Source organism: Streptomyces sp. NPDC026092 (assembly GCF_040638605.1).
In the GTDB taxonomy this organism is placed as follows: Bacteria; Actinomycetota; Actinomycetes; order Streptomycetales; family Streptomycetaceae; genus Streptomyces.
Window position 1 is genome coordinate 90,875 of the sequence record NZ_JBEZYN010000002.1, and the last position, 13,230, is coordinate 104,104.

Here is a 13,230-nt window from a genome sequence, read left to right on the forward strand (position 1 = left end):
ATGGCCGCATGGACCACGTCACTGTCGTAGGCCACCGCGGCGACCCGTACCGCGTCCGCGAGAACACCGTGCCCTCGATCGTCTCGGCGATCGAGGGCGGCGCGGACGCCGTCGAGATCGATGTACGGCTCACCCGCGACGGCGTTCCCGTCCTCCTCCACGACGACACGCTGGGGCGGCTGTGGGGTCACGACCGGCCGCTCTCCGCGCTCACTCTCGCGCAGGTGCGGGAGCTGACGTACGACGGCGTGCCCACCCTGCGCGAGGCGCTGATCGCGGCGGGGCCGTACCGGCTGATGCTCGATCTGCCCGGCGGGAACGAGGAGTCGGTCCGCCGAATCGTCGGTACGGTCCGCGAGTGCGGCGCCGCCGAGCGCGTCTACTACTGCGCGGGCGGCGTCGCGATGCTCCACGTACGGGCCGCCGACCCGGCCGCCGAAATCGCGCTGACCTGGAACTCGCTCGCCCCGCCCCGGGCCGCCCTGCTCGACGCGGTCCGGCCCCGCTGGCTCAACTACCGCTTCGGGGTGCTGAGTCGGGACCTGGTGGAGCGGGTGCACGGGGACGGCTACCTCGTCTCGGCCTGGACCGCGGACACCCGGCGCACCATGCGTAAGCTCCTCTCCCACGGAGTGGACGCGATCACCACCAACCGGGTGGACGCGCTCGCCGCCGAGCTGCGAAGGGGTACGCCGAGGTGACAGGGATCGACAGGATCCGGACCGACATCGCCCACAACGCCCGTGTGTGGAACTACTGGTTGGGCGGCAAGGACAACTACCCGGTGGACCGGGAGGTCGGCGACCAGGTCACCGGCTTCTACCCGAGCATCGGCGAAGTCGCCCGCGCGGACCGGGCGTTCCTCGGCCGGGCGGTCACACATCTCGCGGCCGAGGCCGGGGTGCGGCAGTTCCTGGACATCGGTACGGGCCTGCCGACCGCCGACAACACCCACGAGGTCGCCCAGCGCATCGCCCCGGAGTCGCGGATCGTCTACGTCGACAACGACCCGATCGTCCTGACCCACGCCCGCGCGCTGCTGACCAGTGCCCCGGAGGGGGTCACCGACTACGTCGACGCGGACGCGCGGGACCCGCGGCGGATCGTGGAGGCGGCGAGCCGCACTCTCGATCTGTCGCGGCCGGTCGCGGTGATAATGCTCGGCATCCTCAACTTCGTCCTCGACACCGACGAGGCCCGCGAGATCGTCCGGACGCTGATGGCCGCCGTCCCCTCCGGTTCGTACCTCGTGCTGACCCACCCGACCCTTGAGCCGGAGCTCGGCGGCGAGGGGAACGTGGCGGCGATGGCGTTCTGGAACGAGAACGCGACCCCGCCGATCACGGCCCGCACCCGCGCCGAGTTCGCCTCCTTCCTCGACGGCCTCGACGTCCTGGAGCCGGGGATCGTCTCCTGCGCGAGCTGGCGGTTCGCCCCGGCGAGCGAGGTGGCGCAGTTCGGCGCGGTGGGCCGGAAGCCGTAGTGGGCACACCGGGGGACATACGGGGGTGGGTACGGGGGCTGGGCGAGCGCGCCCGGCTGTTCGGGGGCGAGCATCCGCTCGCCGTGGACGTCGGGATCGCGCTGCTCGTGCAGGCCGCGATGACGATGCCGTTCGTCGTGCCGCGCGCCCCCGAGCTGCCGCCGGCGACCTGGACGGCGTACGGCCTGACGACGCTCACCGTGCTCCCGCTGGTCTGGCGGCGGCGCGCCCCGCTGGCCGTCCTCCTCGCCATCCTGGCGACCAGCACGCTCTACGAGCTGGCGGTGGAAGGCCCCGGCCAGCCACTGCCGTACACCGGGCTCGTCATCGTCCACACGATCGCCGCGCTCGCGCCGCCGTGGCAGCGGCGGGCGACCGTGCTGCTGCTCGTGGTCGCGGTGCCGGTGTCGGTGTGGCTCAACACCGGCTCGGCGCGCGAACTGACCTTCTCCCTCTTCGTGTTCGCGGCGGCGTACGTCTTCGGCCGGCTGACGGACGCCCGGCAGCGGGCCCACCGCGTCGAGGCGGAGCGGGCCGCGGCGCGCGAACGGGCGCGGATCGCACGGGAGATGCACGACATCCTGTCCCACGCGGTGAGCCTGATGGTCGTGCAGGCGGAGGCGGGACCGGTGGCGGTGCGGGCGGCTCCGGAGCGGGCGGAGGCCGCGTTCGACGCGATCTCCGCGACGGGCCGGGACGCGATGGACCAGCTGCGCCGGATGCTCGGGGTGCTGCGGGACGGGACGGAGGGCGCGGAAGGCGCCCCGCCGCCCCGTGAGCCGCAGCCGGACCTCGGCGGGCTGCCCGCGCTCGTGGACCGGGTGCGGACGAGCGGTCTCGACGTCACGTACGACACGACGGGCGGGGTCCGGGCCCTTCCGGCGGCCGTCGGGGCGACGGTCCACCGGATCGTGCAGGAGGCGCTGACGAACGTGGTGAAGCACGCGGGCGCGCGGACGGCCGCCGTACGACTCGCGTACGAGGACGGGGTGGTGGAGGTCGTGGTGACGGACGACGGGCGCGGACCCCGGCGCGGCGCGCGGCCCGCGGGCGGCGAGGGGCACGGGCTCGTCGGGATCCGCGAGCGGGCCGCCGCGCACGGCGGTACGGCGGTGACGGGCCCGGGTCCGGACGGCCGGGGCTTCGAGGTACGGGTGGAACTCCCCGTGCGCACCACGACGAGGGTGGCGACGTGACGATCCGGGTGGTGGTGGCCGACGACCAGGAGCTGGTCCGGAGCGGTTTCTCGATGATCCTCGACGTCCAGCCGGACATCGAGGTGGTCGCCGAGGTGGGCGACGGCGCGGAGGCGGTGGAGGCGGTGCGCCGCCACTCCCCCGACGTGGCGCTGCTCGACATCCGGATGCCGCGCCTGGACGGCATCGAGGCCTGCCGGGCGATCAGCGCGGAGAGCGGCTGCCGGAGCGTGATGCTGACGACCTTCGACTCGGACGCGTACGTCTACGAGGCGCTGCACGCGGGCGCGAGCGGGTTCCTCCTGAAGGACGTCCGCAGGGACGATCTGGTGCACGCGGTACGGGTGGTGGCGCGGGGCGACTCGCTGCTCGCCCCGTCCGTGGCGCGCCGCCTCGTCGAGGAGTACACCCGCCCGACGCGCCGCGAGAGCGCGCCGCGGCCCGACCCCCGGCTCGACGCGCTGACGGCCCGCGAGCGCGAGACGCTGCTGCTCCTCGCTCGGGGGCTTTCGAACGCGGAGATCGCGGCGGAGCTGGTCGTCAGCGACCACACCGTGAAGACGCACGTGGGGAACGTGCTGGCGAAGCTGGGGCTGCGGGACCGGATCCAGGCGGTCATCTGCGCGTACGAGAGCGGCCTGGTCACGGCGGGCTCTCCCCCGCTCGGGGGATGAGCCGGGCGGCGGAAGATCCCCCCCTCCGGCGATCCGTGGATCGTCGCAGGTCGGCAGGGTGTGAGGCGTAGGAGAACAGCGGACCGCACCAACGGAGTCGACCATGAACGCACGTACCCGCGCCCTGCTCGCCGCGACCCTCGTCCTGGGTGTCGCGGCAGGGCCCGCAGTCCTGCCCGCGACGGCTGCTCAGGCATCGTCCGTCGCGCCGGCCTCGGACGCCGCCCTCGAAGCGGTGATCGCCGGCCTCCCCTCGAAGGACGCGACGGCCGCGCTCGTCCGGATCGGGGGCCGGGAAGGCACCTGGCGAGGCACCTCCGGCGTGCACGACCTGGAGTCGATGCGCCCGGCCGATCCGGACGCCCGCTTCCGCGCCGGCTCGGTGACCAAGGTGTTCACGGCGGCGGTCGCCCTCCAGCTGGCGGGCGAGGGGCGGCTCGACCTGGACCGCTCGGCCCGCTCGTACCTGCCGGAGCTGATCCCGGCCCGGTACGGGACGGTGACGGTCCGCCAGCTGCTGAACCACACGCACGGGATACCGGCGCCCGACTTCCCCGGTTCCACGGTCGAGGAGTGGTACTCGAACCGCTTCGAGGTTCACGACCCGCGCGCCATGGTCCGCTCGGCGACGGCGAAGCAGCCGGAGTTCGTCCCCGGGACCCGGCAGCACTACCTCAACATCGGCTACACGATCGCGGGTCTGCTGATCGAGAGGGTCACCGGCGACTCGTACGAGCGCCAGGTCCAGGCGCGCGTCCTCGGCCCGCTCGGGCTGCGCGGCACGTACCTGCCCGGGGCCGCCCCGCGCATCAAGGGCCCGCACAACCACGGCTACCAGTCGATGCGGCTCGCGGACGGCACGACCGGGCTGCGGGACGTGTCGGTGTGGGGCGCGTCGGACGGCTGGGCGGCGGGCGACCTGATCTCCACGACGGCCGATCTGGAGCGGTTCACGCGGGCGCTGTTCCAGGGCCGGGTGGTGCGCGGGCCGCTCCTGGAGGAGATGTTCACGCTGCCGAAGGTGCAGGACTTCAAGAGCGGCGCGGATGCCGCGTACTCCGTGGGGCTCTCGATGAAGCGGCTCGGCGGGCGGGAGGTGTGGGGGAAGACGGGCGGCCGCTGGGGCTACAACGCGGCGATCGCCTCGACCAGGAACGGCGAGCGCACGCTGGTGTACAGCGTCAACTCCACGGACGCGAAGGGCCAGGACATGAACAGCGTCGCCCTGGCCCTGATGGTGGCGGCCTACGGACCGCCGACGGCCTGAGGCCGAGGCGCACCGGCCACGGCCCGCGCCTCCTGCACTGCCTCAAGTCGCTTGATCAGCCTGCGTACGAGGAGCAGCGGGACGATCCCGAAGACCCCGAACGACATGTCGATGACCGACCACCAGAAGGGGATGTCGCGGATCGGCCCGCAGATCAGGGCGAGCGGGATGATCCCGACGCAGGCGATCATCCCGAACTCGATCACCCAGATGTTCCGTACCGGGTCGCGGTAGGGCCCGTAGAAGGCGACGGCGATGACGAGGTGGGCGAAGGCCAGCCAGTCGTTGCCGTACAGCAGGAACGGGTACTGCGCGTCGGCCATGTCGAGGCCGACGCGCACGCGCGCGATCCACTCGACGAGGCCGGGGAACAGCTCCCCGACCGGGGCCGCCCAGGACGTCAGCGCGCCTTCGATGAAGCGCAGTTCGGTGACGAGCGGGAAGGCGGTGACCCCGCTGAGCACCAGACAGACGACGAAGAGGATCAGCCACACACGGATACGCCGAAGAAGGGCCACAGGCCCGCTCGCCTCGCTCATGACAACACCCTACGCCCCTCATGAACGCGTTCAAAAACGGGGGACCGGGGTCAGAGTCCGACGATCGAGTTCCACCTCTTCGCGAACTCCGTCCGCTCCTCCGACGTGATGTCGCGGGCGATGGCGAGCCGCCCCCGCATCTCGTCGTCGGGGAAGATCAGCGGGTCCTCGGCGAGCGCGGCCAGCTCCTCGTCGTCGGAGTCGGCGAGGACGTCGCGGGCGGCCGGGACGGGGCAGACGTAGTTGACCCAGGAGGCCAACTCGGCGGCGACCTCCGGCTCGTAGTAGTAGTCGACCAGCTTCTCGGCGTTCGTCTTGTGCTGCGCCAGGTTGGGGATCATCAGCGACTCCGCCCACAGCTCGGCGCCCTCCTCGGGGACGACGAACTCGATGTCGGGGTTGTCGGCCTGGAGCTGGATGACGTCGCCCGAGTACGCCTGACAGGCGAGGACGTCGCCGGTCGACAGGTCCTTGATGTAGTCGTTGCCGGTGAAGCGGCGGATGTGCCGCTCGGCGACCAGCTCCTCGATCTGCTCGCACACCGCGTGGAAGTCGTCGGCGGTCCACTTGGTGACGTCGACCCCGTTGCCCTGCATGAGCAGTGCGAACGACTCGTCGAGCCCGGAGAGCAGGGTGACCTTCCCGCGCAGTTCGGCGCGCCACAGGTCCTTGACCGAGCGGATCTCCCGGCCGAGCTTCTTGCGGTTGTACGCGATGCCGGTGATCCCGGACTGCCAGGGCACCGTGTGCAGCCGGCCCTCGTCGAAGGCCGGCGAGCGCAGCTGCGGGTCGAGGTACCGGCTGATGTTCGGCTGCGCGGCCCGGTCCATCTCCTGCACCCAGCCGAGCCGGACGAACCGGGCGGCCATCCAGTCGCTCATGACGATGAGGTCCCGGCCGGTCTCCTGGTGGTTCATCAGCGCCGGGCTGATCTTGCCGAAGAACTCGTCGTTGTCGTTGATCTCCTCGGTGTACCGCACGGAGATCCCGGAGCGCTCCGCGAACGCGTCCAGCGTCGGCCGCTTCGAGGTGTCGTCGTCATCGGTGTCGATGTAGAGCGGCCAGTTGGCGAAGTCGAGCGTAAGGTCCCGCGCGGACAGGTCCCGGCCCGCCCGCCGCCCCGGCTCCACATAGGCGGCCGGTACTCCGCAGCCGGCGAGCAGCGCCACCGCCCCGGCGCCCCCGATCCCGCGCAGCAGGGACCGGCGGGACATGTTCTTCCTCGCTGTCGCTCTCATCCGAGCAGCATCCCGGCCCGGCCACGACGGGACAATGGACGCTCCGTGCGCCGGAACGACCGCGCCCCCGACACCCTGTCGATCACCCGACAGGATCGGGCACAGGATGTCGGGTCGGGCACCCTGGGTGCTGCCTAGCGTGGTGGTCGTCAAGAGGAAGGAACCGGGGCGTGCTGGAGAGGCTCAACCGGGCGATGGAGCACATCGAGCTCCACCTGGCCGACGACGACCGGCCCGTCGACGTGACGGAGCTGGCCCGGATCGCGGGCACGTCGGAGTACCACCTGCGCCGGATGTTCTCGGCGCTCGCGGGCATGCCGCTGTCGGAGTACGTACGGCGCCGGCGGCTCACCCTCGCGGGCGCGGAGGTGCTCGCGGTGCGGGAGACGCTGCTGGACATCGCCGTGCGGTACGGGTACGGCTCGGGCGAGGCGTTCGCCCGGGCGTTCCGCGCCATGCACGGCGTCGGTCCCGGCGAGGCCCGGCGGACCGGCGCCGCGCTCAGCTCCCAGCCCCGGATGGCCTTCCGTCTCACCGTCGAAGGGAGCAGCACGATGCGTCACCGCATCAAGGAGAAGCCGGCGTTCACGGTCGTCGGCCCCAAGGCCCGGGTCCCGCTGGTGCACTTGGGACCGAACCAGGCGATCATGGACTTCGTCCGGGGGATCGACAAGCCGACGCTGGAGCGCCTGGAGGCGCTGTCGGACCAGGAGCCGCAGGGCATCGTCGCGGTCTGCGACGACCTGGACCCCAGCCGCGCCGAGGGCACGGAACTCGACTACTACCACGGGGTGATCACGGACGCGGCCCCGCCGGAAGGCGTGGACGTCCTGCGGGTCGCCGCCGGCACCTGGGCGGTCTTCACCACCTCGGGGCCGGCCCCGCAGGCGATCCAGGAGTTGTGGCGGGACATCTACACGCAGTGGTTCCCGTCGAACCCGTACCGCGGCCGTCCCGGCCCCGAGATCGCCCGGATCCGGCTCTCGGCGGACGGCACCGAGGCGGACGCCGAGCTGTGGCTGCCGGTGGAGGAGGAGACGCGGGGCTGAGCCCCGCCCGACACACCCGCCCGACGCGCCCGCCGGACGCACCCGCCCCACAGACGACGATCGCGGCCCCGCCGCCCGAGGGCCACAGGACCGCGATCGTCGACGCGGTGGAGCGAGGGTATTAGCCGAGCGACGTCATGACGTGCTTGATGCGCGTGTAGTCGTCGAAGCCGTACGCCGAGAGGTCCTTGCCGTAGCCGGACTTCTTGAAGCCGCCGTGCGGCATCTCCGCGACCAGCGGGATGTGGGTGTTGATCCACACGCAGCCGAAGTCGAGCGACTTCGACATGCGCATCGCGCGGGCGTGGTCCTTCGTCCAGACGGAGGAGGCGAGCGCGAACTCGACGCCGTTGGCGTACTCCAGGGCCTGGTCCTCGTCACGGAACGACTGGACCGTGATGACCGGGCCGAAGACCTCGTTCTGGATGATCTCGTCGTCCTGCTTGAGGCCGGAGACGACGGTCGGGGCGTAGAAGTAGCCCTTGTCGCCGACCTGGTGGCCGCCGGCCTCGACCTTGGCGTGGGCCGGGAGGCGCTCGATGAAGCCGGAGACCTGCTTCAGCTGGTTGGCGTTGTTCAACGGGCCGTAGAGCACGTCCTCGTCGTCCGGCTGACCGGTCTTCGTGTCGGCGGCGGCCTTGGCCAGCTGCGTCACGAACTCGTCGTGGATGGACTCGTGCACGAGGACACGGGTCGCGGCCGTACAGTCCTGGCCCGCGTTGAAGAAGCCCGCCACGGAGATGTCCTCGACGGCCTTGGCGATGTCGGTGTCCTCGAAGACGACGACCGGCGCCTTGCCGCCCAGCTCCAGGTGGACGCGCTTGACGTCCTTGGCCGCCGACTCGGCGACCTGCATGCCCGCGCGGACCGAACCGGTGATGGAGGCCATCGCCGGCGTCGGGTGCTCGACCATGGAGCGGCCGGTCTCGCGGTCGCCGCAGATGACGTTGAAGACGCCCTTGGGCACGATGGAGCCGATGATCTCCGCCATCAGGACGGTCGACGCGGGGGTCGTGTCCGAGGGCTTGAGGACGACGGTGTTGCCCGCGGCGAGCGCCGGGGCGAACTTCCACACGGCCATCATCATCGGGTAGTTCCACGGCGCGACCTGGGCGCAGACGCCCACGGGCTCGCGGCGGACGATGGAGGTCATGCCCTCCATGTACTCGCCGGCCGAGCGACCCTCGAGCATCCGGGCGGCACCCGCGAAGAAGCGGATCTGGTCCACCATGGGGGGAATCTCTTCGCTCGCGGTGAGAGCGACCGGCTTGCCGGTGTTCTCGACCTCGGCGGCGATCAGGTCCTCGGCGCGCTCCTCGAAGGCGTCCGCGATCTTCAGCAGGACCTTCTGGCGCTCGGCCGGCGTGGTGTCGCGCCAGGCCGGGAACGCGGCCGCCGCCGCGTCCATGGCGGCGTCGACGTCCGCCTGGCCGGAGAGCGGAGACGTGGCGAAGACCTCGCCCGTGGCCGGGTTGACCACATCGATGGTCCGTCCGTCGGCGGCGTCCCGGAACTCCCCGTTGATGTAGTTACGCAGCCGGCGCAGCTCGGTGGTCACTTTGCCACCCCTCCTGTCACGTTCGGTCGCACGTCCTCGTGCGGTGTCCCATTTGCCGAGACACCCCAAGCGTAGTCGCTTCCCTGACGCTTTCGACAGGTCCAGCACGCGCCAACTTCGGATTCGGTGAGATTCGATCGCTCAAACAACGAATTTCATCGCTTTGGGGTTGCGAGACCGACGAGTCTCGGTGCACAGTGTGGGCGTGGCCAGTCAAAGCACGAACTCCAGAACCGGTTCCGGTTCGTCCCCGACGATCGATGCCGTCTCCCTGGCGATCATCGAACAGCTCCAGGAGGACGGCCGCCGCCCGTACGCCGCCATCGGCAAGGCCGTGGGCCTGTCCGAGGCAGCCGTACGGCAGCGCGTCCAGAAGCTGCTCGATCAGGGCGTCATGCAGATCGTCGCCGTCACCGACCCGCTCACCGTGGGACTCCGGCGCCAGGCGATGGTCGGCATCAACGTCGAGGGTGACCTCGATCCGGTGGCGGAGGCCCTGACTGCCATGAGCGAATGCGAGTACGTGGTGATGACCGCGGGCTCGTTCGATCTGATGGTGGAGGTCGTCTGTGAGGATGACGACCACCTGCTGGATGTGATCAACAAGCGCATCCGCACCCTCCCCGGCGTGCGCTCCACGGAGAGCTTCGTCTACCTCAAGCTCAAGAAGCAGACCTACATGTGGGGAACTCGATAATCGTGACCCAGGACCTGTCCAAGACCGCGTACGACCACCTGTGGATGCACTTCACCCGCATGTCGTCGTACGAGAACAACCCCGTCCCCACCATCGTGCGTGGTGAGGGCACCTACATCTTCGACGACAAGGGCAAGCGCTACCTCGACGGTCTCGCGGGTCTCTTCGTGGTCAACGCCGGGCACGGCCGCAAGGAGCTGGCCGAGGTCGCGTACAAGCAGGCCCAGGAGCTCGCGTTCTTCCCCGTGTGGTCGTACGCGCACCCCAAGGCCGTCGAGCTGGCCGAGCGCCTCGCCGACTACGCCCCGGGCGACCTGAACAAGGTCTTCTTCACCACTGGTGGCGGCGAGGCCGTCGAGACCGCCTGGAAGCTCGCCAAGCAGTACTTCAAGCTGCAGGGCAAGCACACCAAGTACAAGGTCATCTCGCGTGCGGTCGCCTACCACGGCACCCCGCAGGGCGCCCTCTCCATCACCGGCCTGCCGGCCCTGAAGGCCCCCTTCGAGCCGCTGGTCCCCGGCGCGCACAAGGTGCCGAACACCAACATCTACCGCGCCCCGATCCACGGCGACGACCCCGAGGCCTTCGGCCGCTGGGCCGCCGACCAGATCGAGCAGCAGATCCTCTTCGAGGGCCCCGAGACCGTCGCGGCCGTCTTCCTGGAGCCGGTGCAGAACGCCGGTGGCTGTTTCCCGCCGCCGCCCGGGTACTTCCAGCGGGTCCGCGAGATCTGCGACCAGTACGACGTGCTGCTCGTCTCCGACGAGACGATCTGCGCCTTCGGCCGCCTCGGCACGATGTTCGCCTGTGACAAGTTCGGCTACGTGCCGGACATGATCACCTGCGCGAAGGGCATGACCTCGGGCTACTCCCCGATCGGCGCCTGCATCGTCTCGGACCGCATCGCCGAGCCGTTCTACAAGGGCGACAACACCTTCCTGCACGGCTACACCTTCGGTGGCCACCCGGTGTCGTCGGCGGTCGCCATCGCCAACCTCGACATCTTCGACAAGGAAGGCCTGAACCAGCACGTCCTCGACCAGGAGGGCAACTTCTTCGACACCCTGAAGAAGCTGCACGACCTCCCGATCGTCGGCGACGTCCGCGGCAACGGCTTCTTCTACGGCATCGAGCTCGTCAAGGACAAGGTCACCAAGGAGTCCTTCACGGACGAGGAGACCGAGCGCGTGCTCTACGGCTTCCTCTCGAAGGCGCTCTTCGAGAACGGCCTGTACTGCCGCGCCGACGACCGTGGCGACCCGGTCATCCAGCTGGCCCCGCCGCTCATCGCCGACCAGGGCACCTTCGACGAGATCGAAGGCATCCTGCGCTCGGTGCTGACGGAGGCGTGGACCAAGCTCTGACGGTTCCGCCCCGGGAGGCTCCGGCCTCCCCGGCACAGGACCTCACGCCGCCCTCACGGCGTGACCCCGGCCCGGGTGTGCGGCCATCCGAGTGGATGGCAGCCGCCCGGGCCGTGTGCTGTCCGTACAAACGGATCTGAATCCTTACGGTGCCCAGTGACCGACAGGCCCGTCCTTTCGTTCCCTCGGACGGGGGAACGAAAGTATCGGATCCGACATCGAGGTGTACGCGATGGCCCCACCGGACAACGACGTGCTCTGGGCGCGTTCCCTGCACTGCACCCTGGAGGGCTCGGACGTCCTGACCGGCGTCTCCCTCGGCGTGCGCGAGGGCGAGATCCTCGCCCTGGTCGGCCCGCGCGGCAGCGGCAAGACCACGCTGATGCGGTGCCTCTCCGGCCAGACGGTCGCCCAGCAGGGCGAGGTCTGGTTCAACAGCAGCCCCGTCCACACCCTGGGCCCGATCCAGCGCGAACGGCTGCGCCGGGACCGGTTCGGCTGGATCGACCCCGAGCCAGGACTCGTACCGGAGCTGACCGCCTGGGAGAACGCGGCCCTGCCGCTCCTGCTGCGCGGGGTCTCGCACCGGGCCGCGAAGGCCTCCGCCCTGGAGTGGCTGGAGCGCCTCGACATCGGGGCCTGCTCCCGCAAGCGCCCGCACGCGCTGACCCAGTCGCAGCGGCAGCGGATCGCCATCGCCCGGGCCCTGGTCACCACCCCGTCCGTGCTCTTCGCCGACGAGCCGACCGCCTCCCTGCACCGCGCCGACGGCGCCCAGGTCCTGCGGACGCTCACGGCCGCGGCCCGCTCGCACCGGATCACCGTGCTGCTCGCCACCCACGACCCGGAGGTGGCCGCCCTCGCCGACCGCTCGGTCGCCCTGCTCGACGGGCGCCGGGTGGGCACCGCGTCGCCGACCACCGGGGCGGAGGGCGTCGCCGCGTGCTCGCTCTCCGTCTAGTCCGCGGGACCCACCCCCTCGTCCTGCTGCGGCGCCTCCTGGTCGCCGCGGCGGCCGCGGGGGTCGGCTTTCTGCTGCTGTGCACGCTGGGGTACGCCGTGGGCCACCCGGAGCGGTCCTCCGCCGCGACCCTGCGGCTGCTGTGGTGCCTGATCCCGATGGCCGCCACCGTGCACTTCGCGGTGGCCGTGGCCCGTACGGATCCCAGCACCCGGCCGCGCCCGGGGCTCTCGGCGATCGGGCTCGGCCCGGCGCGGCTCACGGCGATCGCCGCGGCCTCGACGGCCGTCGCGTGCACGCTCGGCTCGATGGTGGCGCTGCTGTTCTACCTGCACCTGCGCGGCGACATCACGGGCCTGCCGTTCGACGGAGCGGCGGCGGAGCTGCTCGCGGCGGGTCAGCCGATCCCGCTGGCGGGCGCGCTCACGCTCCTCGCGATTCTCCCGGTGACCGCCTCCACGGCCGCCGGCCTTGCCCTGCGCCCCCGCAAGACCCCGGCGGCTCCCGAGGGCGCGGAGCGGACGGCCCCCTCGGGCCTGCCCTGGGGCGTGGCGCTCCTGGCGGTCGGCCTCGCGGTCGAGACGTACGCGGGCCAGGGCGGGGACAGCGGCGGACTGCCGCTCCCCGGCCGCTTCGAGGGCAGCCCGGCGGGGGTGCTCGCGGGCTGGATCCTCACCGCGATCGGCCTCGCGATGGCGGGCCCCGGCATCACCCACTGGTGCGGCCGGCTGCTCCAGGCCGTCCGCCCCGGCGCGACCCGCCTGCTGGCCGGCCGCGTCCTGATGGACGAGTCCCGCCGCATCGGGCGCCCGCTCGGCGTGGTGTGCGCGGTGGCCTCGGGCGCGGTGGCGGCGGCCACGCTGTACGACGCCGGGGCGGGCGACTTCGGCCCGCTGACCGGCCTGGGCGCGGCGCTGGTGATGGCCTGCACGACGGCGACGCTCCTGACTGCGGCCCTGGAGTCCAAGCAGTGCCGCGCGCACACCACGGAAGCCCTGGTCCGCCTGGGCGCGCCACCCACAGTCCTCCGCACAGCAGCCCTGATGCGCGCTGCCGCCCTACTGACGATCTTCCTGCCCCTGACCTGGCTGGTAGGCACCTTGGCAGCAGTCCCACTGGGCGGCTGACGCGACCCGCTTCGCCGCCCGGCTTCCCCACACCCCGCCGGCCACCCCACCCCGGGGTTCCCCACTCCCCCACCCAC

The 13,230-nt window shown here is 71.4% G+C and carries 13 protein-coding genes; 10 read left to right on the forward strand and 3 right to left on the reverse strand.

The window, feature by feature from the left end; translation table 11 throughout:
• Window positions 1-8 precede the first annotated feature (8 nt).
• From AB0F56_RS03045 to AB0F56_RS03065, 5 genes are all read left to right on the forward strand, one after another.
• The gene (locus AB0F56_RS03045; RefSeq protein WP_362003341.1) at window positions 9-701 is read left to right on the forward strand and encodes a glycerophosphodiester phosphodiesterase; all 693 of its coding nucleotides are present in this window, start codon (window positions 9-11) and stop codon (window positions 699-701) included.
• Entirely contained in the window at window positions 698-1,483 is a 786-nt protein-coding gene (locus tag AB0F56_RS03050; RefSeq protein ID WP_362003343.1) for an SAM-dependent methyltransferase, read from the forward strand. Before AB0F56_RS03045 ends, AB0F56_RS03050 begins: the two co-directional genes overlap by 4 nt.
• A gap of 119 nt (window positions 1,484-1,602) precedes the next feature.
• Complete coding sequence (locus AB0F56_RS03055) at window positions 1,603-2,679, forward strand: histidine kinase (RefSeq protein ID WP_362004005.1); 1,077 nt, start codon at window positions 1,603-1,605, stop codon at window positions 2,677-2,679.
• Window positions 2,676-3,353 carry a response regulator transcription factor gene (locus tag AB0F56_RS03060; protein WP_362003345.1) on the forward strand — a complete coding sequence of 226 codons (678 nt, stop codon included), beginning with the start codon at window positions 2,676-2,678 and terminating at the stop codon, window positions 3,351-3,353. The genes AB0F56_RS03055 and AB0F56_RS03060 overlap by 4 nt, the downstream gene beginning before the upstream one ends.
• A 103-nt stretch (window positions 3,354-3,456) precedes the next feature.
• Entirely contained in the window at window positions 3,457-4,620 is a 1,164-nt protein-coding gene (locus AB0F56_RS03065; RefSeq protein ID WP_362003347.1) for a serine hydrolase domain-containing protein, read from the forward strand.
• On the opposite strand, the gene AB0F56_RS03070 is transcribed toward AB0F56_RS03065, so the two are convergent.
• A complete protein-coding gene (locus AB0F56_RS03070; protein ID WP_362003349.1) occupies window positions 4,599-5,159 on the reverse strand; it encodes a hypothetical protein in 561 nt (186 codons plus the stop codon). The genes AB0F56_RS03065 and AB0F56_RS03070 overlap by 22 nt on opposite strands.
• Window positions 5,160-5,209: 50 nt before the next feature.
• A complete protein-coding gene (locus tag AB0F56_RS03075) occupies window positions 5,210-6,373 on the reverse strand; it encodes an extracellular solute-binding protein (protein ID WP_362004007.1) in 1,164 nt (387 codons plus the stop codon).
• Window positions 6,374-6,567: 194 nt separating this feature from the next.
• Here AB0F56_RS03075 and AB0F56_RS03080 point away from each other — a divergent pair, with 194 nt between their 5' ends.
• Entirely contained in the window at window positions 6,568-7,446 is an 879-nt protein-coding gene (locus AB0F56_RS03080) for an AraC family transcriptional regulator (protein WP_362003351.1), read from the forward strand.
• 121 nt (window positions 7,447-7,567) lie between these two features.
• Here AB0F56_RS03080 and AB0F56_RS03085 read toward each other — a convergent pair whose 3' ends face one another.
• Entirely contained in the window at window positions 7,568-9,004 is a 1,437-nt protein-coding gene (locus AB0F56_RS03085) for a gamma-aminobutyraldehyde dehydrogenase (protein WP_362003353.1), read from the reverse strand.
• 205 nt (window positions 9,005-9,209) lie between these two features.
• On the opposite strand from AB0F56_RS03085, the gene AB0F56_RS03090 reads away from it, so the two are divergent.
• The 4 genes from AB0F56_RS03090 to AB0F56_RS03105 all read left to right on the forward strand — a co-directional run bounded on the left by AB0F56_RS03090 (window position 9,210) and on the right by AB0F56_RS03105 (window position 13,153).
• On the forward strand, window positions 9,210-9,701 hold the full coding sequence (locus AB0F56_RS03090) for an Lrp/AsnC family transcriptional regulator (protein ID WP_352191863.1): 492 nt from the start codon (window positions 9,210-9,212) through the stop codon (window positions 9,699-9,701).
• Window positions 9,686-11,065, forward strand: coding sequence for an aspartate aminotransferase family protein (locus AB0F56_RS03095; RefSeq protein WP_362003355.1), 1,380 nt, complete (start codon window positions 9,686-9,688; stop codon window positions 11,063-11,065). The genes AB0F56_RS03090 and AB0F56_RS03095 overlap by 16 nt, the downstream gene beginning before the upstream one ends.
• Window positions 11,066-11,297: 232 nt before the next feature.
• Window positions 11,298-12,026 carry an ATP-binding cassette domain-containing protein gene (locus tag AB0F56_RS03100; protein WP_362003357.1) on the forward strand — a complete coding sequence of 243 codons (729 nt, stop codon included), beginning with the start codon at window positions 11,298-11,300 and terminating at the stop codon, window positions 12,024-12,026.
• On the forward strand, window positions 12,008-13,153 hold the full coding sequence (locus AB0F56_RS03105; RefSeq protein ID WP_362003359.1) for a hypothetical protein: 1,146 nt from the start codon (window positions 12,008-12,010) through the stop codon (window positions 13,151-13,153). Before AB0F56_RS03100 ends, AB0F56_RS03105 begins: the two co-directional genes overlap by 19 nt.
• Window positions 13,154-13,230 lie beyond the last annotated feature (77 nt).

What these genes read in the sequence shown, in the direction of transcription:
- AB0F56_RS03045 (WP_362003341.1), top strand. Translation starts at nt 9, where the DNA reads ATGGACCACGTCACTGTCGTAGGCCACCGCGGCGACCCGTACCGCGTC.
- AB0F56_RS03055 (WP_362004005.1), top strand. Translation starts at nt 1,603, where the DNA reads ATGACGATGCCGTTCGTCGTGCCGCGCGCCCCCGAGCTGCCGCCGGCG.
- AB0F56_RS03065 (WP_362003347.1), top strand. Translation starts at nt 3,457, where the DNA reads ATGAACGCACGTACCCGCGCCCTGCTCGCCGCGACCCTCGTCCTGGGT.
- AB0F56_RS03070 (WP_362003349.1), bottom strand. Translation starts at nt 5,159, where the DNA reads ATGAGCGAGGCGAGCGGGCCTGTGGCCCTTCTTCGGCGTATCCGTGTG.
- AB0F56_RS03075 (WP_362004007.1), bottom strand. Translation starts at nt 6,373, where the DNA reads ATGTCCCGCCGGTCCCTGCTGCGCGGGATCGGGGGCGCCGGGGCGGTG.
- AB0F56_RS03100 (WP_362003357.1), top strand. Translation starts at nt 11,298, where the DNA reads ATGGCCCCACCGGACAACGACGTGCTCTGGGCGCGTTCCCTGCACTGC.